The organism is Streptomyces sp. NPDC012769 (assembly GCF_042901205.1).
In the GTDB taxonomy this organism is placed as follows: Bacteria; Actinomycetota; Actinomycetes; order Streptomycetales; family Streptomycetaceae; genus Streptomyces.
On the sequence record NZ_JBIBCP010000001.1, the window covers coordinates 1,205,505 to 1,222,292 of the forward strand.

Below are 16,788 nucleotides of genomic sequence, written 5' to 3' on the forward strand. Positions count from 1 at the left end.
TCGGTCGAGACCGGTCAGTTGAAGCCGGTGGGCAGGTACTCGTCGACGTTCTCCTTGGTGACGACGGCGGAGTAGAGGGTGACGGAGGCGGGGATCTCCAGCTCGGACATCCCTCCGACGCCCTTCTTCTGGCCGAGGGCGCGGGCCAGGTCGACGGCGGAGGCGGCCATGGTCGGCGGGTAGAGCACGGTGGCCTTGAGCACGCCGTCGTCCGCCTTGATGGCGTCCATGGCGGACCTGGCCCCGGCGCCGCCGACCATCAGGAAGTCCTTGCGGCCGGCCTGGGCGATGGCCCGCAACGCGCCCACGCCCTGGTCGTCGTCGTGGTTCCACAGCGCGTCGAACTGACGCTGCGCCTGCAGCAGCTGGGCCATCTTGGCCTGGCCGGACTCGACGGTGAAGTCGGCGGCCTGGCGGGCCACCTTGGTGATGTTGGGGTAGTTCCTCAGGGCGTCGTCGAAGCCCTGGGTGCGCTGCTTGGTGAGCTCCAGGCTGTCCATGCCGGCGAGTTCGATCACCTTGGCGTTCGGCTTGTCCTTGAGCTTCTCGCCGATGTAGCGGCCCGCGTTGAGACCCATGCCGTAGTTGTCGCCGCCGATCCAGCAGCGGTAGGCCTGCGGGGAGGCGAAGATCCGGTCGAGGTTGATGACGGGGATGCCCGCCTTCATGGCCTGGAGACCGACCTGGGTGAGGGCCTTGCCGTCGGCGGGGAGGATGACGAGGACGTCGACCTTCTTGTTGATGAGGGTCTGGATCTGGCCGATCTGGGTGGCGGTGTCGTTGGAGCCCTCGGTGATCTCCAGGGTGACGTCCGCGTACTTCTTCGCGCGGTCCTTGGCGTTCTGGTTGATGGCGTTGAGCCAGCCGTGGTCGGCCTGGGGGCCGGCGAAGCCGATGGTGACGGGGGTGCCGGGCTTGTCGTCGGCGGCGGGAACGCCGGAGGCGGCCGGCGCCTGATTCTTGGGCTCGTTGCTGGTGCAGGCGGTGAGGAGGGCGCCGGCGGAGACGGCGGCGCCGCCGAGGAGGACGGATCTGCGGCTGGTCGCGGCGAGGGATTCGGGCATGGCGGATCGACCCTTCGTGCGTGGCGAACGGGGGGGTGGGCTCAGGCGTCGGCGTCGCGGGCGGTGCGGCGCTGGACCAGGACGGCGGCGACGATGATCGCGCCCTTGGCGATCTGCTGGACGTCGCTCTGGAGGTTGTTGAGGGCGAAGATGTTGGTGATCGTGGTGAAGACGAGGACGCCGAGGACGGAGCCGACGATGGTGCCGCGGCCGCCGCTGAGGAGGGTGCCGCCGATGATGGCGGCGGCGATGGCGTCGAGCTCGTACAGGTTGCCGTTGGTGTTCTGTCCGGAGCCGGACAGGACGATCAGCAGGAAGGCGGCGATGCCGCAGCACAGGCCGGAGAGCAGGTAGAGACAGAGGCGCTGGCGGCGGACGTCGATGCCGGCGAGGCGGGCGGCCTCGGCGTTGCCGCCGACGGCGACGGTGCGGCGGCCGAAGGTGGTGCGGTTGAGGATCAGCCAGCCGGCGGCGGTGACCGCGGCGAAGACGAGGACGAGCGGCGGGATGCCGAGGACGTACGCGTCGGGGACGCCGAGGTCGAGCACCGACTGCACGGTGACGATCTGGGTGCGGCCGTCGGTGATCTGCAGGGCGAGGCCACGGGCCGAGGCGAGCATGGCCAGGGTCGCGATGAACGGCACCATCCGCCCGTAGGCGACGAGCAGTCCGTTGACGAGACCGCAGCTCAGCCCCACCACCACGGCGGTGAAGAGGATGCCCGCGAAGCCGTACTCCTGGGTGGCGACGGTGGTGGCCCACACGGAGGCGAGGGCGACGATCGCGCCCACGGAGAGGTCGATGCCGCCGCTGGTGATGACGAAGGTCATGCCGACGGTGACGACACCGATCACGGATGCCTGGGTGAGGACGAGCTGGAGGTTGGACGTCGCCAGGAACTCCGCGGGCCGGGTCAGGCCGCCGACCACGACCAGCGCGACGAGCACGCCCAGCAGGGACAGGTTGCGCACGTCGGGCGTGAAGCCGAGTGCGCGCCGGCCGCGCTCCCGTACGGTGGACTTGGCGGTGGACAGGCTCATGCGGCGGGGCTCCCTTCCATCACGAGGTCGAGTACGCGGTGTTCGTCGAGGTCACGGGCGGGAGCGGTGTGCACGACCCGGCCCTCGCGCAGGACCAGGACGCGGTCGGCAAGCCCGAGGACCTCGGGGACCTCGCTGGAGACGAGGAGCACCGCGAGCCCCTCGTCGGCGAGGCGGCGGATCACGGCGTACAGCTCGGCGCGGGCGCCGACGTCCACCCCGCGCGTCGGCTCGTCGAGCAGCAGCACGCGGCAGCCGCGCAGCAGCCAGCGGGCGAGGACGGCCTTCTGCTGGTTGCCGCCGGACAGGGTGCGGACGCGGGCCTCGGGCTGGTCGGGGCGCAGCGACAGCTCCCGGGTGGCGGCGCGGGCCGCGGCGCGTTCCGCCGTACGGTCGATCCAGCCGGCCCGGGAGAAGCGGCCGAGGGAGGACACGGAGACGTTGCGGGTGACGGACTCCAGCATGAGCAGGGCCTGCGCCTTGCGTTCCTCGGGAGCGAGGCCGAGCCCGGCGCGGACGGCGGCGCGGACGCTGCCGGGGCGCAGGGGCCGGCCGTCGACGAGGACCCGGCCCGCGGTGGCCTTGCGGGCCCCGTAGACCGTCTCCAGGATCTCGGAGCGACCGGAGCCGACGAGTCCGGCGAGCCCGACGATCTCCCCGGGCCGCAGCTCCAGATCGAGCGGCGCGAACTCCCCCGTGCGGGCGAGTCCTTCGACCTTCAGGACGGGTTCGGCGCGGGGCGGGTCCGCGGGGCGGTCGGGGAAGACGTACGGGACGTCCCGGCCGGTCATCAGGCCGACGATCTCGCGGGTCGGGGTGGAGGCGGCCGGCAGTCCGCCGGCGACGGCCCGGCCGTCCTTGAGTACGGTGACCCGGTCACCGATGCGGCGGATCTCCTCCAGGCGGTGGGAGATGTGGACGACGGCGACCCCGTCGGCGGTGAGGGACTCGACGATGCGGAAGAGGTTCGCGACCTCGTCGGGGTCGAGCGCGGCGGACGGCTCGTCCATCACGATGAGGCGTACGTCGTGGGACAGCGCCCTCGCCATGGAGACGATCTGCCGCTGGGCGGCGGAGAGTTCGCCGACGAGACGGGCGGGGTCGATCTCCGGGTGGCCGAGCCGGGCGAGCAGCGCGGCGGCGGCGGCGCGGGCGTGGCGGGCGCGGACGACGAAGCCGGCGGCGGTGGGCTCGTGCCCGAGGTGGACGTTCTCGGCGACGGACAGCCCTTCGACGAGGTCGAGCTCCTGGTAGATGGTGGCGATGCCGAGCCGCACGGCGGCGCTGGGCGAGCGGAGGCGGACGGGTTCGCCCCGCCAGGTGATGGCACCTCCGTCGGGCTGGTGGGCGCCCGCGAGGACCTTGATGAGGGTGGACTTCCCGGCGCCGTTCTGGCCGAGGAGGCAGTGCACCTCGCCGGGGCGCACCTCCAGGTCGACGCCGTCGAGGGCGCGGACACCGGGGAAGGACTTGGTGATGCCGGACATGGTGAGCAGGGGCGGGGGTGAGGTGGAGGGCGGGGGCGGGGGCGGTTCTGGTGGCATGACGGGGATCCCCTCGGCGGGTGCGGGTGGCGCCTGGGCGAGTGGGTGCGGGGGTGTGAATGGATGGGGGTGTGAATGGATGGCGGCGCGAGGGTGCCGGGGTGGGGCATGGGGGTGCCCACGAGCCGACAGACCGAGGGACCGACGGACCGAGGGACCGACGGACCGACGGTTACGCCGGTGAGAAGACGTGGTCGCTGATGAGGCGGGCCGCGCCGATGACGCCGGCGGTGTGGCCCAGCTCGCCGAGGACGATGGGGAGGTTGCCGGTGGCCAGCGGGAGGGACTGGCGGTAGACCTGGGTGCGGACACTGGCGAGGAGGTGGTGACCGAGGCCGGTGACCCCGCCGCCGATCACCACCAGACCGGGGTTGAAGAAGCTGACGAGTCCGGCGATGACCTGCCCGACCCGGTTGCCGCCCTCGCGGACGAGGGCGAGCGAGGTGGCGTCCCCGGCGGCCGCGGCCGCCGCGACGTCCACGGCGGTGAGCCGGCCGGCCGCCGCGAGGCGGGCGGCGAGCTCCTCCGACCTGCCGCCGCGCGCCGCCTCCTCGGCGTCGCGGGCGAGCGCGGCGCCGCTGAAGTGTGCTTCCAGGCAGCCGGTGTTGCCGCAGGCGCAGGGGCGGCCGCCGGGGTCGACCTGGATGTGGCCGATGTCGCCGGCACTGCCGGTCGTACCGCGGTAGACGGAGCCGCCGACGACGATGCCGCAGCCGATGCCGGTGCCGATCTTGACGCAGAGGAAGTCGCCGACGGAACGGGCGACCCCGGCGTGCTGCTCCCCCATGGCCATGAGGTTCACGTCGTTGTCGACCATGACCGGGCAGCCGAGTTCCTGGCTGAGCGCCTCCCGTACGGGGAAGCCGTCCCAGCCCGGCATGATCGGCGGGGCGACCGGGGTGCCCTCGGGGAAGCGGACGGGCCCGGGGACGCCGATCCCGGCGCCGTCGAAGCCCTCGGCGAGGCCGGAGGCGCGCAGCTTCGCCGCCATCGCCAGGGCCTGTTCGAAGATCGCGACCGGGCCCTCGCGGACGTCCATCGGATGGTTGAGGTGCCCGAGCACCTCCAACTCGGCGTTGGTGACGGCCACGTCGATGGAGGTGGCGCCGATGTCGATGCCGAGGAAGCGGAGTTCGGGCGCGAGCCGGATGTTGTGCGAGCGCCGTCCGCCGCGCGAGGCGGCGAGGCCGTCCGCGACGACGAGGCCGGTGTCGAGCAGCCGGTCGACCTCGACGGCCAGCTTGGAGCGCGAGAGGTCGATCTGATCGCCCAGCTGCGCACGGGAGTTGGGTCCTCCGTCGCGCAGCAGCCGGAGGAGTCGCGCCTGGTGGGCGTTGGCAGGTCGTGCCGTCATGCGTCTCACGCGCCCCTCCCCTTGGCTGATTCGCTGCCGTCTCGCTGCCGTCCTGTCGGGCTTTCGAGGGGAACGTAGCAGCGGTGTCCCGGGGTGGGAAGAAGTTGCGCGGGAATCGACCCTCACTTTTTCCCGAGTGAGGACAAAGGGAGGTGGAGCCCGCGGCGCCGAACCCGGGGCGCCCTCAGCGCACCTCGGCCAGACGGGCCGAGACCACCACGTTGCCCTCGTATCCGCCCTTCGGCGCGTACGGACCGCCGCAGGTGATCAACCGGAGTTCCGGGGCGCCGGTGAAGCCGTAGATCCGCTCGGCGGGGAAGTCGTCCTGGGGGACGACCTCGATGCCGTACACGGTGAACACCGCCGTCCGTCCGTCGGCACGGGCGATCTCGACGCGCTGACCCCGGGTGAGTGCCCCGAGGCCGTAGAAGACGGCTGCCCCGCCCGCGGGCGTGTCGACATGGCCCACGACCACGGCGGTGCCCCGCTCGCCCGGCGTGACGGAGCCGGTGAACCAGCCGGCCGGGCCTCGGTCGTACGGCGGCGGGACCTCGATCCAGCCGCCGCCGTCCAGGCCCACCCGGGTGACCGGGGCGTCGACCCGGACGGCCGGCACACGGATCCGTACGGGCGCCGAGGCGGGCAGCGGATCGGGTACGGATCCGGCGGCGGCGCCCCCGCCCCGACCGGGTGCCGCCGCGGCCACCGGCTGCGGGGGACCCTCGGCCGGCCACTCCCCCGCCCCGCCGCGCACGAGGTGCACGCCCACCAGGAGCACGACGGCGACGAGGCCCCAGGCACCGCGCCGTCCCGGTCCGCCGCCCGTCGGTCCGCTCGACCCCTGCACGTCCGTCCCGCCCTCTCCTCGCACCTCGTGCCGTCTTGTCGCGCTTTCCTGTCGTGCGTCTTCTCGTGTGGCGCTCCTCCGCCCCGGACCTCGTCACACCGGGGCGGAGGAGCCGTCTCAGGTCCCGCTGCCCTCGCGGCGGCGGATCAGCACCACGGCGGCGCCGAGCGCGCCGGCGATGAGCACGGTGCCGGTGACCACCTCGGTGATGCCGACCTCGTCCTCGGAACCGGTGCCGAAGCCCGCCTTCACGCCCTTGCGGGCGCCGGTGGGCGGAGTCGGAGGAAGGGTGGGGTGGGCGGTGGGGTGGGCGGTGGGATGACCGCCGCCCGCGATGGTGAGGGTGGTGGTGCCGCGCTCGCCCTTGCAGTCGAAGGTGACCTCGTACCGCGCGCCGGGCTTGGCGTCGGAGTCGACGGTCGCGGTGCCCGGGCGCCCTTCGTGCAGGGTGACCTTGTCGAAGACTCCGGACTCCACGGTCACGGTGGGCACTTCGCAGCCGTCGGATTTCAGCGTGACGGTGCCGCCGGGGGCGACGGTCGAGGGCGTGACCGAGAAGCCGAAGGAAGTGATGTCGTGCCCGGTCCCTTCCTTCGGGAAGCCGTCGCCGTCCGGGATCTCACCGGCCGGGATGCCGTCCGCAGGGATACCGCCCTCCGGGATCTCGCCTTCCGGGATCTCGCCGCCGATGTCGCCTTCCAGGGGGAGCGGAGGCAAGCCGCCGTCCGGAGCGGGCGGACCGGCGTCCAGCGCGGGGACTCCGCCGTCGTCCGGGCCGCCCTCGTCGGCCACGGCCGCGGGCCCGGACAGCACGAGGGCGACGGCGGCGAGGGGGCCGAGCAGGACCGTTGAGGCGGCGGTGCGTATCGCGCGCATGGGGGTCCTCCGATCACGCGAGAGCGGACGGGCGGAGGGCCTTTGCAGAGGAGTCGGGGAGCAGACCCTCGCCGCGTCCGAAGCTAGGCGCGCGCCGCACGCCCCGCCACCGGGCTCCGCCGAACGGGTCAGCCGTCGGCTCGGAGGGACCGCCAACCCCGTGTGACCTCCTCGTGCACCGCCCGCGCGTCGGGCACGGTGCTCCCGGGCCCTTGGCCGAGGAGCGCGAGGAGGGGCGAACCGTCGACGGGGCGGTCCTCCGGGCGGCGGCCGAGCGCCTGCCGTACGACGGCGGCGAGCCCCGGATCGATCGCCTCGACCGCGGCGAGCGCCGAGGGTTCGGGGCCGGTCTCCGTGATCCTGCGGTACGCGGCGCCGATGCCCGTCGCGGCGAACGGGCTGTCCCCGTGCGCGGAGCACACCACGCAGCACGCCCAGGCCCACACGTCGGCGGCGGGCCCGACCGGCCCGTCGTCGAACTGTTCGGGCGCCATGTAGGTGAGGGTGCCGGGGCTCCGGCCGGTCGCGGTGAGCCGCGTGCGGTCCACGATCGTCGCGATGCCGAAGTCGAGCAGACGGGGTCCGGCGCTGGTCAGCATGATGTTGGCGGGCTTCAGGTCGCGGTGGACCAGGCCGAGCCGGTGGATGCCGGCGAGTGCCGCCGCCAGGGCGCGGGCGAGCGCGCGCAGCGGCTCCCGGGCCCCTAGGGGGCCGAGTTCGCGCGGGTGGACGTCGAGGGGCCGGCCGTCGAGGAGTTCCGTGGCCAGGTACGGCCGTCCCTGGTCCACCCCCGAGTCCAGCACCCGGGCCGCGTAGGCGCCGGACACCATGGACAGCGCCTCGGCCTCGCGCTCGAAGCGGCTCAGCAGCCCCGGGTGGCCCAGGAGTTCGGGGTGGATGGTCTTCAGGGTCACCTGGGTGGCGGAGCCGTCCCGCCGCGCCGGGCAGACCGTGCCCATGCCGCCGGCGCCGATCCTGCCGAGCAGCCGGTACGTGCCGATGGTGCGCGGCTCGTGCGGGTGGAGCTCCCGCACGGCGGGCCCACGTCCTCTGCCGCCCCGACCATCTGTCCCCCGTTCGACGGCGACGAGCCTTCAGCGCACAGGAGATGAGCGTCACGGAGACGTCGATCGCGCGGTCCTCGCCGAACACCCGGACCGCGCCGGTCACGGCACGCGGACGACCTGCCCCGCGTACGAAAGGTTTCCGCCGAAACCGAAGAGCAGGACCGGGGCCCCGGAGGGGAGCTCGCCGCGTTCGACCAGCTTGGAGAAGGCGAGCGGTACGGAGGCGGCCGAGGTGTTGCCGGAGTCGACGACGTCACGGGCGACGACGGCGTTGACCGCGCCGATCTTCGCGGCGAGCGGCTCGACGATCCGCAGGTTGGCCTGGTGGAGCACCACGCCGGCCAGCTCCTCGGGAGCCGTGCCGGAGCGTTCGCAGACCTGCCGGGCGAGCGCGGGGAGCTGCTGGGTGGCCCAGCGGTAGACGGCCTGGCCCTCCTGGGCGAAGCGCGGCGGGGTGCCCTCGATGCGGACGGCGTGGCCCATCTCGGGGACCGAGCCCCACAGGACGGGGCCGATGGCCCCGGTGTCGGTCTCGGTCGCCTCGACGACCGCGGCGCCCGCGCCGTCGCCGACGAGGACGCAGGTGGTGCGGTCGGTCCAGTCCGTCACGTCGGTCATCTTGTCGGCACCGATGACGAGCGCGCGGCGGGCGGCGCCGGCCCGGACGGCGTGGTCGGCGGTGGCGAGGGCGTGCGTGAAGCCGGCGCAGACCACGTTGAGGTCCATGGTGGCGGGTGACGCCATGTCGAGGCGGGCCGCGACGCGGGCGGCGGTGTTAGGCGAGCGGTCGATCGCGGTGGAGGTGGCGACCAGCACCAGGTCGATGTCGCCGGGAACGAGGCCGGCGGCGGCGAGTGCCTTGCCGGCGGCGTGTGCGGCGAGTTCGTCGACCGGCTCCTCCGGCCCGGCGACGTGCCGGGTGCGGATGCCGACCCGGCTGGTGATCCACGCGTCGCTGGTGTCGACGAGTTCGGCCACGTCGTCGTTGGTGAGCACCTTGGCGGGCTGGTAGTGCCCGAGCGCGGCGATTCGTGTGCCCGTCATGCCCGGGGCCCCCTAGGTGATTCGTTCGTCGGTTCGTTCGTGCGGCAGGACCACCCAGTCTCGTCAGCGACTGATGGGTAACAGGTGACGTAAACCACCAAGATTCACCCGAAGTGCCTGTTCGACCGTGACAAGAGGAGAATGGGCCGGTCAGGCCCCTGGGGGCGTTCCGCGGGGACAGCGACGTCCCGCACGGACAGAAACGAGTGCAGCGACCATGGGACGGGTCACCGAGCGACGACGTGTGGTGCGCATCAGGGGCGGGGCGGTGAGCACCCGGCCGGACACGCTGGTGGCGGAGGAGCCGCTGGAGATCCGGCTGAACGGCCGGCCGATCGCGATCACCATGCGGACGCCGGGCGACGACTTCGCGCTGGCGGCGGGTTTCCTGGTGAGCGAGGGCGTGCTCGCGGCCGCCTCGGACGTGCGGAACATCGTGTACTGCGCGGGGGCGACGGAGGACGGCTCCAACACGTACAACGTGGTGGACGTGCAGCTGGCTCCCGGGGTGGCCGTCCCCGACATCACGCTGGAGCGGAACGTCTACACGACCTCGTCCTGCGGCCTGTGCGGCAAGGCGAGCCTGGACGCGGTCCGCACCACGGCCCGCTTCCCGATCGCCGACGCTCCCCCGCTGCGGCTCGCGCCCGGGCTGCTGTCGGCGCTGCCCGACCGGCTGCGGGCGGCGCAGCGGGTCTTCGACCGGACCGGCGGCCTGCACGCGGCGGCGCTCTTCTCGGAGGAGGGCGAACTGCTCGACGTACGGGAGGACGTGGGGCGGCACAACGCCGTGGACAAGATCGTGGGGCGGGCGCTGCGGGAGGGCCGGCTGCCGCTGGAGCGGGCGGTGCTGCTGGTGTCGGGGCGGGCCTCGTTCGAGCTGGCGCAGAAGGCGGTGATGGCGGGCGTGCCGGTCCTGGCGGCGGTGTCGGCGCCGTCGTCGCTCGCGGTGGACCTGGCGGTCGAGTCCGGGCTCACCCTGGTCGGTTTCCTGCGCGGGCAGGACATGAACGTGTACGCGGGTGAGCACCGGATCGTCGTGGACGAGGCCCCCTAGGGGGCACACCAGGGCCGGGTGGGGTCCGGGGCACACCAGGGTCGGGTCCGGGGGCGGATCAGGTTCCAGGGATGGTCAGGTCCGGGGCGGGTCGATCATCTGGAGTTCGAGGGTGGCCGGGGGCGGGGCGATTCCGGGCCCGCCGGCCGCGGTCCAGGCGAGGACCTCGTCGAGGCAGTCGTGGTCGGCGCTCCAGCCGATCCAGGCGGCCCGGCCGCCCCGGCGGCGGCCCTCGGTGGACGGCTGGACGACGAGCACGTTGGCCTGGGCGCAGGGCCCGAGGCAGTCGCTGGTGCGGACGACGAGCCGGCCGCCGGAGGCCGCGGCGGCCTCCTGGAGCCGGGCGAGCTGACCGTCGTGGTCCATGCCGGGGTTCTTGCGGGCGTCGCCGCAGCAGCAGCCGCGGCAGACGACCAGGGAGCAGGGGCGGGCCCCGTACCGTATCGGCACGCGGTTCATCCGGCGCCGCCGAGGGTGATCGCGCCGGTGGTGGCGACGGTGCCGAGGCGCGGGAAGTCCAGCTGGACCGAGGCGCGGTGCTCGTCGGCGGTGAGGGCGGTCATGGCGTCCTCGGCGAAGACGAGGTCGTAGCCGAGGTCGGCCGCGGCCCGGGCGGTGGACTCGACGCCGAGGTTGGTGGCGATGCCGCCGAACACGAGGGTGGACACGCCGCGCCCGCTGAGGAGCGCGTGCAGCCCGGTGTCGTGGAACCCGCCGATCGTGCGCTTGACCACGACGTCGTCGCCGTCGCGGACGAGCTCGGCGACGAGGTCGCTGCCGGGAGGCTGGGTGTCGACGCCGGGTCGTTCGACCCGGATGTGGACGACGGGGGCACCGGCGGCGCGGAAGGTTTCGGCGAGCCGGCCGGCCGCGGCGAGGACGTCGGTGCCGGGTCGGGGGGCGAGGGGCAGCGCGACGATGCGTTCCATCAGGTCGACGAGGACGAGCGCGGTGCGGTCGGGATCGAGTGCGGGCATGGGAGCACCGTATCGGCCTGGATGATCACCGCGGGGCGGCCGGCGATGTGATCCCGCCAACGGACGCGGGGCGGGGGCGCTGCCGGGAGGCGGGGGCGGGGCACAGGGACAGGCCCCGGCTCCGCCGGGTCGAGGGCGCTGGGCGGAGCGGAGTGCGGAGCCGCGCGGGCCCGCCGCGGGCGGGCGGAGGGTGAGCGGCCATGGCCGGAATTGGGCGGGACGGCGCTCCTCTCCGCGGACCGCCTAGCGGCCCGCCCCCGCCCCGGCCCCAGCTCCGGCTCCCGCCTCGGCCCCGGCCCCCGCTCCCACCCCCTCGTCCGCCGTCGGCTCGTCGGCCGGCACCGTCCCGGCTTGGCCTGACGGCTCCCGCCCCGCTCCGGCCGCGGCATCCCGCTCCGGGACGTCGAGCGGCTCCGCGGCCGCCTCCGGGTCGCGGGCCCGGCGGCGGGCGAGGACGGCGCAGACGATCAGTTGCATCTGGTGGAAGAGCATCAGCGGCAGCACGGCGAGCGAGGCGTGGGCGCCGAACAGGACGCTGGCCATCGGCAGTCCGGCGGCCAGGCTCTTCTTGGAGCCGGCGAACTGGATGGCGATGCGGTCCTCCCGTCCGAACCCGAGCCGCTGGGCCCCGTACCAGGTCAGCGCCAGCATGACGGCGAGCAGCACCGCCTCCACGACGAGGAGCAGACCGAGCCTGGCCGGAGTCACCAGGTGCCAGACGCCCTGGGTCATGCCCGCGCTGAAGGCCGTGTAGACGACGAGCAGGATCGAGCCCCGGTCGACACGGCCGAGCACCTTCTTGTGCCGGCCGACGAACCCGCCGATCCAGCGACGAAGGAGCTGCCCCGCCAGGAACGGCACGAGCAGCTGGAGCACGATCTTGACCAGCGAGTCGGCGGAGAGGCCGCCCGCGCTGTTGCCGAGGAGGAGGGCGGCGAGCAGCGGGGTGAGGAGGATGCCCACGAGGGAGGAGAAGGAGCCGGCGCAGATCGCGGCGGGCACGTTGCCCCGGGCGATCGAGGTGAAGGCGATCGAGGACTGGATGGTGGACGGCACCAGGCAGAGGAAGAGGAATCCGCCGTACAGATCGGGGGTGAGGACCGTCGGCACGAGCGCCCTCGCCGCCAGTCCGAGCAGCGGGAAGAGCAGGAAGGTGCAGGCGAGCACGGTGACGTGGAGCCGCCAGTGCTTGAGCCCCTCCCACGCCTCGCGGGTGGAGAGCCGCGCCCCGTAGAGGAAGAAGAGCAGCGCGACGGCGCCGGTGGAGGCACCGTTCGCGACCGTCGCCGCCGTCCCGGACGCGGGCAGCAGGGCGGCGAGCCCGACCGTGCCGAGCAGCGCCAGGATGTACGGGTCGATCGGCAGCCAGGAAGGCAGCAGGGGCCCGCGGGGGGCGCGGGACGGGCGGGAGCTCATGGGACCCATCCTGGTGGAAGCCCCGGTGATCGGGAATCCCGTACAGCGCACTGACTGTCATCACGAAACGTGATGACCACCCCCCGCTGCCCGCGATAGCGTCGGAGGCGTGTACGAGCCCAGCCAGCTGCGCACCTTCCTCGCGGTGGCCCAGACCCTGAGCTTCACCCAGGCCGCCCGGCGGCTCGGGCTGCGCCAGTCGACCGTCAGCCAGCACGTGCGGCGGCTGGAGGAGGCGACCGGCCGGCCCCTCTTCGTCCGGGACACCCACGGCGTGGAGCTGACCGAGGACGGCGAGGCGATGCTCGGCTTCGCCCGCACGATCCTGGAGGCGCACGAGCGGGCGTCGGCCTTCTTCACCGGGACCCGGCTGCGCGGCCGGCTGCGCTTCGGCGCCTCGGAGGACTTCGTGACCACCCGGCTGCCGGAGATCCTGGAGGCCTTCCGGCGCGAGCATCCGGAGGTCGACCTGGAGCTCACGGTCGAGCTGTCGGGCACGCTCCAGTCCCGTCTGGAGGCGGGACGGCTGGATCTGATACTGGCCAAGCGGCGCGGCGGCACGGTGAGCGAAGGGGAGGAGCTGGTCTGGCAGGACGTCCTGGTGTGGATCGGGGCGCCGCGGCTGCGGCTCGATCCGGACCGCCCGGTGCCGCTGATCGTCTATCCGCCGCCCGGGATCACCCGGGCCCGCGCCCTGGAGGCGCTCCAGGCGCAGGGGCGGGCGTGGCGGATCGCCTGTACGAGTTCCAGCCTGAGCGCCAATGTGGCGGCGGCGCGGGCGGGGCTCGGCGTGATGGCGCACACCCGTGGCCTGGTGCCGCCCGGCCTCGTCGAGCTGCCGGCCCGTACGGGGCTGCCGGAGCTCGGCGCGGTGGACTTCGTGCTGCGCAAGGGGCGGCGGCGCGGACCGACCCAGGACGCGGCGGACGCGCTGGCCTCGGCGATCCTCGCGGGCGGCGACCGCCTCCACCGCCCGCGCTGACGCCGGGCCGGGCCACGTGGACACGCTGCCCCGGACCGGCCGCCGCGGCCCCGTCCCGCCCCCTGCGCGCCCGCCTCCACCGGCCCAGGTGAGCGCTCCGTACAGATTCCGTGGAGATTCCGGCCGCCCCGCCTTACCGGGGGTTCGGCAACGACGCGCGCGAACCGATCACTTGTCCGGTTTCCCGCCGCTGACCTGTGGATACGTGCAATGTCGCGGCTTGGTGAAGGTTCTCCCACCGCACTGCGGTGTGGGGTAGGTTCACCGGCGCCGTGCGGGAGCGCGACGTCGGACGGGGGAGGGAGCAGGTCAGTGCGCGAGTTCACCGTGCCGCCCGTCGAGGCGGCGCCCCAGGTAGGCGGTCTGGCCGACGCCGTGTTCGACCACGCCGAGCGGCAGCCGGACCGGGTCGCGCTCGGCCGCAAGGACGCCGAGGGCCACTGGCGTGATGTGACGGCCGCGGAGTTCCGGGACGAGGTCCTGGCGCTGGCGAAGGGGCTGATCGCGCAGGGCGTGCGCTTCGGCGACCGGGTCGCGATCATGGCGCGGACCCGTTACGAGTGGACGCTGTTCGACTTCGCGCTGTGGACGCTCGGCGCGCAGCCGGTGCCGGTGTATCCCACCTCCTCCACCGAGCAGGTGTACTGGATGCTCCACGACGCCGAGGTGACCGCGTGCGTGGTGGAGCACGAGGACCACGCGATGACGATCGGTTCGGTGATCGACCGGCTGCCCCGGCTGCAGCGCCTGTGGCAGCTCGACGCGGGTGAGGGCGCGGTCGCCGAGCTGATGGCGGCGGGCGCGGACATCGACGAGGACGTGGTGCACCGGCACCGGAAGGCCGTGACGCCCGAGTCGGTGGCGACGGTGATCTACACCTCGGGCACCCTGGGCCGGCCCAAGGGCTGTGTGATCACCCATTCCAACTTCATGTTCGAGACGGACATGCTGATCGGCCGCTGGGAGCCGGTCTTCCACTCCCGGCCCGGCGACGAGGCGTCCACCCTCCTCTTCCTGCCGCTCGCGCACGTCTTCGGGCGGATGGTGGAGGTGGCGGCGGTCCGGGGCGGGGTGAAGCTGGGCCATCAGCCGGTGCTCGCCGCCTCCGAGCTGCTGCCGGACCTGCGGGCCTTCCGGCCGAGTTTCGTGCTCGCGGTGCCGTACGTCTTCGAGAAGGTCTTCCACGCGGCCCGCCGCAAGGCCGAGGCGGAGGGGAAGCGGGGCGCGTTCGACAAGGCCGTGGACGTGGCGGTGAAGTACGCGGAGGCCTTGGAGCACAAGGCCTTCGGCATCGGTCCCGGGCCGTCGGCGGCGCTGCGGATGCAGCACCAGTTCTTCGAGAAGACGGTGTACGGGAAGGTCCGGGAGGCGCTGGGCGGCCGGGTGCGGCACGCGATGTCGGGCGGCTCGGGCATGGACCGGCGGCTTGGCCTCTTCTTCGAGGGCGCGGGCGTCACGATCTTCGAGGGGTACGGCCTGACGGAGTCCTCGGCGGCGGCGACGGCGAACCCGCCGGAGCGCACCAAGTACGGGACGGTCGGGCAGCCGGTGCCGGGGACGACGGTGCACATCGCGGAGGACGGGGAGGTGTGGCTGCACGGCGGTCACGTCTTCTCGGGCTACCTGAACAATCCGCAGGCGACCGGCGCGGTGCTCAACGACGGCTGGCTGGCCACCGGCGACCTGGGCATGCTCGACGAGGACGGCTATCTGACGATCACCGGGCGCAAGAAGGAGATCCTGGTGACCGCGAGCGGCAAGAGCGTGTCGCCGACGGGTCTGGAGGAGCGGGTGCGGGCGCATCCGCTGGTGGCGCAGTGCATCGTGGTGGGCAACGACCGTCCGTATGTGGCCGCGTTGGTGACGCTGGACCAGGAGGCGGTGGAGCACTGGCTGGCGATGCAGAACCGGCCGCCGCTGCCGCCCGCGGACCTGGTGCACGACCCGTCGCTGGAGACGGAGATCCGGCGGGCGGTGGTGGCGGCCAACACCCTCGTGTCGCAGGCCGAGTCGATCCGCACCTTCCGGATCCTGGCGCATCCGTTCAGCGAGGAGCACGGGCTGCTCACTCCGTCCCTGAAGCTGAAGCGGAAGGCGATCGAGCAGGCGTACGCGGCGGAGGTCGACGCGCTGTACCGCTAGCGGGCAGGCCTTTCGAGCGTACTGACGCCTCATCAATTGACGTGTCGTCAGTTATTGACGGTTCATCAGGTCGCTCACAGAATGCGGTCACCCGACGGAGGGATGACCGACGTGTCCAGAACGCTCCGCACCCTCGCCGCCACGGCGGCGGCGCTGCTCCTCGCCACCGCCTGTAACTCCGCGTCCACGGGCGGTACGTCGGCCCCGCCGGGGACCTCGGGCGGCACCGTACGCGGAGTGACCGCCGACACGATCAGGGTCGGCGGCATCGTCTCCATGACCAGCGCCAGCGGCTACTCCAAGAAGGACACCGACCTCGGCGCCCGCGCCCGCTACGACCGGGCCAACGCGGAGGGCGGGATCAACGGTCGGCGCATCGAATACCTCGGCGCCGAGGACGACGGCCAGGACCCGGCCCGCAATCTCGCCGCCGCCCGCAAGCTCGTGCAGCGGGAGAAGGTCTTCGCGGTCGCGCCGATGAGCTCCGTCACCTTCGCGGGCGCCGACTTCCTCGACTCCCAGGCGGTGCCCACCGTCGGCTGGGGCACCCTGCCCTCCTTCTGCGGACCGCGGCACATCTACGGCTTCAACGGCTGCCTCGTCCCCACCCCCGGCGGCACCCTCAACCAGACCTGGCCCGAGGGACTCGCCACCGTCCTCGGCGGGGCGCAGGGCCGCTCGGTCGCGCTGATCGCGGGCGACAACGACGCCGGGAAGTTCGGCATCCGCACCTTCACCCAGGGCTTCAAGGCCGCCGGCTTCGACCTCGCCTACGCCAGGGCCGCCGTGCCCGCCACCTCCCTGCCGAGCGACTGGACGGCGTACACCAAGGAGATCCTGCGCTCCGGGCCGGGCGGCAAGGCCCCGGACGCCGTCGTGTCCGTGATGCAGACCCCGTACAACATCGGTCTGTTCACCGCGCTCAAGCGCGCCGGATACCGCGGCGTGCTGTCCGACCCGACCGACTACGACCCCGGGCTGCTCGCCAAGGACGCCACCCGGCAGGCGCTCGACGGGGTTCTGGTGCTCCTCCAGTTCCAGCCGTTCGAGTCCGACAGCCCGGCGATGCGGCGGTTCAAGGCCGACATCCGCAAGGCGGCGGGCAAGGAGGTGCCCTTGAACATGCACATGCTGACGGGCTACATGAGCGCCGACCTCTTCCTCTCCATCGCCGCCAAGGCCGGCAAGGACCTCACCGTGGAGTCCTTCCAGCAGGCCGCGAACGGCTTCTCCGACACCGGGACCCTGGTCGGCGACCGTGCCGAGCCCAAGGGTCAGAAGGAGAGCTTCGGCTGTGGCGCGCTCGTCCGCCTCACCGGCGGGCGGTACGAGGTGGCCGTGCCGTTCCGCTGCTACCCGCCCGTCCCGTTCCGCTAAA

General features: G+C 73.2%; 15 protein-coding genes. 4 read left to right on the top strand and 11 right to left on the bottom strand.

Annotated elements, in window-relative coordinates; all coding sequences use genetic code 11:
• Nucleotides 1-14: 14 nt before the first annotated feature.
• The 8 genes from ACFY7C_RS05405 to ACFY7C_RS05440 all read right to left on the bottom strand — a co-directional run bounded on the left by ACFY7C_RS05405 (nucleotide 15) and on the right by ACFY7C_RS05440 (nucleotide 8,836).
• Nucleotides 15-1,064, bottom strand: coding sequence for a substrate-binding domain-containing protein (locus ACFY7C_RS05405; protein ID WP_389644048.1), 1,050 nt, complete (start codon nucleotides 1,062-1,064; stop codon nucleotides 15-17).
• 41 nt (nucleotides 1,065-1,105) lie between these two features.
• The gene (locus ACFY7C_RS05410) at nucleotides 1,106-2,104 is read right to left on the bottom strand and encodes an ABC transporter permease (protein ID WP_389644051.1); all 999 of its coding nucleotides are present in this window, start codon (nucleotides 2,102-2,104) and stop codon (nucleotides 1,106-1,108) included.
• Nucleotides 2,101-3,591 carry a sugar ABC transporter ATP-binding protein gene (locus ACFY7C_RS05415; RefSeq protein WP_389645976.1) on the bottom strand — a complete coding sequence of 497 codons (1,491 nt, stop codon included), beginning with the start codon at nucleotides 3,589-3,591 and terminating at the stop codon, nucleotides 2,101-2,103. The genes ACFY7C_RS05410 and ACFY7C_RS05415 overlap by 4 nt, the downstream gene beginning before the upstream one ends.
• Nucleotides 3,592-3,820: 229 nt before the next feature.
• Nucleotides 3,821-5,002, bottom strand: a complete 1,182-nt coding sequence (locus ACFY7C_RS05420; RefSeq protein WP_389644054.1) for an ROK family protein — start codon at nucleotides 5,000-5,002, stop codon at nucleotides 3,821-3,823.
• Between the two features lie 184 nt (nucleotides 5,003-5,186).
• Entirely contained in the window at nucleotides 5,187-5,849 is a 663-nt protein-coding gene (locus tag ACFY7C_RS05425) for a class F sortase (RefSeq protein ID WP_389644056.1), read from the bottom strand.
• A gap of 117 nt (nucleotides 5,850-5,966) precedes the next feature.
• A complete protein-coding gene (locus ACFY7C_RS05430) occupies nucleotides 5,967-6,725 on the bottom strand; it encodes a hypothetical protein (RefSeq protein WP_389644059.1) in 759 nt (252 codons plus the stop codon).
• Nucleotides 6,726-6,853: 128 nt separating this feature from the next.
• Entirely contained in the window at nucleotides 6,854-7,759 is a 906-nt protein-coding gene (locus ACFY7C_RS05435) for a serine/threonine-protein kinase (protein WP_389644062.1), read from the bottom strand.
• 132 nt (nucleotides 7,760-7,891) lie between these two features.
• Entirely contained in the window at nucleotides 7,892-8,836 is a 945-nt protein-coding gene (locus ACFY7C_RS05440) for a beta-ketoacyl-ACP synthase III (RefSeq protein WP_389644065.1), read from the bottom strand.
• Nucleotides 8,837-9,053: 217 nt separating this feature from the next.
• Between ACFY7C_RS05440 and fdhD the strand changes: the two genes are divergently transcribed.
• Complete coding sequence (fdhD, locus tag ACFY7C_RS05445; RefSeq protein WP_389644068.1) at nucleotides 9,054-9,893, top strand: formate dehydrogenase accessory sulfurtransferase FdhD; 840 nt, start codon at nucleotides 9,054-9,056, stop codon at nucleotides 9,891-9,893.
• 75 nt (nucleotides 9,894-9,968) lie between these two features.
• On the opposite strand, the gene ACFY7C_RS05450 is transcribed toward fdhD, so the two are convergent.
• The 3 genes from ACFY7C_RS05450 to ACFY7C_RS05460 form a co-directional block, all read right to left on the bottom strand.
• Complete coding sequence (locus tag ACFY7C_RS05450; protein ID WP_389644071.1) at nucleotides 9,969-10,352, bottom strand: (2Fe-2S) ferredoxin domain-containing protein; 384 nt, start codon at nucleotides 10,350-10,352, stop codon at nucleotides 9,969-9,971.
• On the bottom strand, nucleotides 10,349-10,870 hold the full coding sequence (locus ACFY7C_RS05455) for an isochorismatase family protein (RefSeq protein WP_389644074.1): 522 nt from the start codon (nucleotides 10,868-10,870) through the stop codon (nucleotides 10,349-10,351). Before ACFY7C_RS05455 ends, ACFY7C_RS05450 begins: the two co-directional genes overlap by 4 nt.
• A 243-nt stretch (nucleotides 10,871-11,113) precedes the next feature.
• Nucleotides 11,114-12,286 carry a bile acid:sodium symporter family protein gene (locus ACFY7C_RS05460; protein ID WP_389644077.1) on the bottom strand — a complete coding sequence of 391 codons (1,173 nt, stop codon included), beginning with the start codon at nucleotides 12,284-12,286 and terminating at the stop codon, nucleotides 11,114-11,116.
• A 109-nt stretch (nucleotides 12,287-12,395) separates the two neighbouring features.
• On the opposite strand from ACFY7C_RS05460, the gene ACFY7C_RS05465 reads away from it, so the two are divergent.
• The 3 genes from ACFY7C_RS05465 (at nucleotide 12,396) to ACFY7C_RS05475 (ending at nucleotide 16,787) form a co-directional block, all read left to right on the top strand.
• Entirely contained in the window at nucleotides 12,396-13,268 is an 873-nt protein-coding gene (locus ACFY7C_RS05465) for a LysR substrate-binding domain-containing protein (protein ID WP_389644080.1), read from the top strand.
• A gap of 312 nt (nucleotides 13,269-13,580) precedes the next feature.
• Nucleotides 13,581-15,410: an AMP-dependent synthetase/ligase gene (locus tag ACFY7C_RS05470; protein ID WP_389644083.1), complete on the top strand. Its 1,830-nt coding sequence runs from the start codon at nucleotides 13,581-13,583 to the stop codon at nucleotides 15,408-15,410.
• Between the two features lie 111 nt (nucleotides 15,411-15,521).
• Nucleotides 15,522-16,787 carry an ABC transporter substrate-binding protein gene (locus ACFY7C_RS05475; protein WP_389644086.1) on the top strand — a complete coding sequence of 422 codons (1,266 nt, stop codon included), beginning with the start codon at nucleotides 15,522-15,524 and terminating at the stop codon, nucleotides 16,785-16,787.
• The last annotated feature ends 1 nt before the right edge of the window (nucleotide 16,788 follow it).

What these genes read in the sequence shown, in the direction of transcription:
- ACFY7C_RS05460 (WP_389644077.1), bottom strand. Translation starts at nt 12,286, where the DNA reads ATGAGCTCCCGCCCGTCCCGCGCCCCCCGCGGGCCCCTGCTGCCTTCC.
- ACFY7C_RS05450 (WP_389644071.1), bottom strand. Translation starts at nt 10,352, where the DNA reads ATGAACCGCGTGCCGATACGGTACGGGGCCCGCCCCTGCTCCCTGGTC.
- ACFY7C_RS05415 (WP_389645976.1), bottom strand. Translation starts at nt 3,591, where the DNA reads ATGTCCGGCATCACCAAGTCCTTCCCCGGTGTCCGCGCCCTCGACGGC.
- ACFY7C_RS05420 (WP_389644054.1), bottom strand. Translation starts at nt 5,002, where the DNA reads ATGACGGCACGACCTGCCAACGCCCACCAGGCGCGACTCCTCCGGCTG.
- ACFY7C_RS05405 (WP_389644048.1), bottom strand. Translation starts at nt 1,064, where the DNA reads ATGCCCGAATCCCTCGCCGCGACCAGCCGCAGATCCGTCCTCCTCGGC.
- fdhD (WP_389644068.1), top strand. Translation starts at nt 9,054, where the DNA reads ATGGGACGGGTCACCGAGCGACGACGTGTGGTGCGCATCAGGGGCGGG.
- ACFY7C_RS05410 (WP_389644051.1), bottom strand. Translation starts at nt 2,104, where the DNA reads ATGAGCCTGTCCACCGCCAAGTCCACCGTACGGGAGCGCGGCCGGCGC.
- ACFY7C_RS05455 (WP_389644074.1), bottom strand. Translation starts at nt 10,870, where the DNA reads ATGCCCGCACTCGATCCCGACCGCACCGCGCTCGTCCTCGTCGACCTG.
- ACFY7C_RS05430 (WP_389644059.1), bottom strand. Translation starts at nt 6,725, where the DNA reads ATGCGCGCGATACGCACCGCCGCCTCAACGGTCCTGCTCGGCCCCCTC.
- ACFY7C_RS05440 (WP_389644065.1), bottom strand. Translation starts at nt 8,836, where the DNA reads ATGACGGGCACACGAATCGCCGCGCTCGGGCACTACCAGCCCGCCAAG.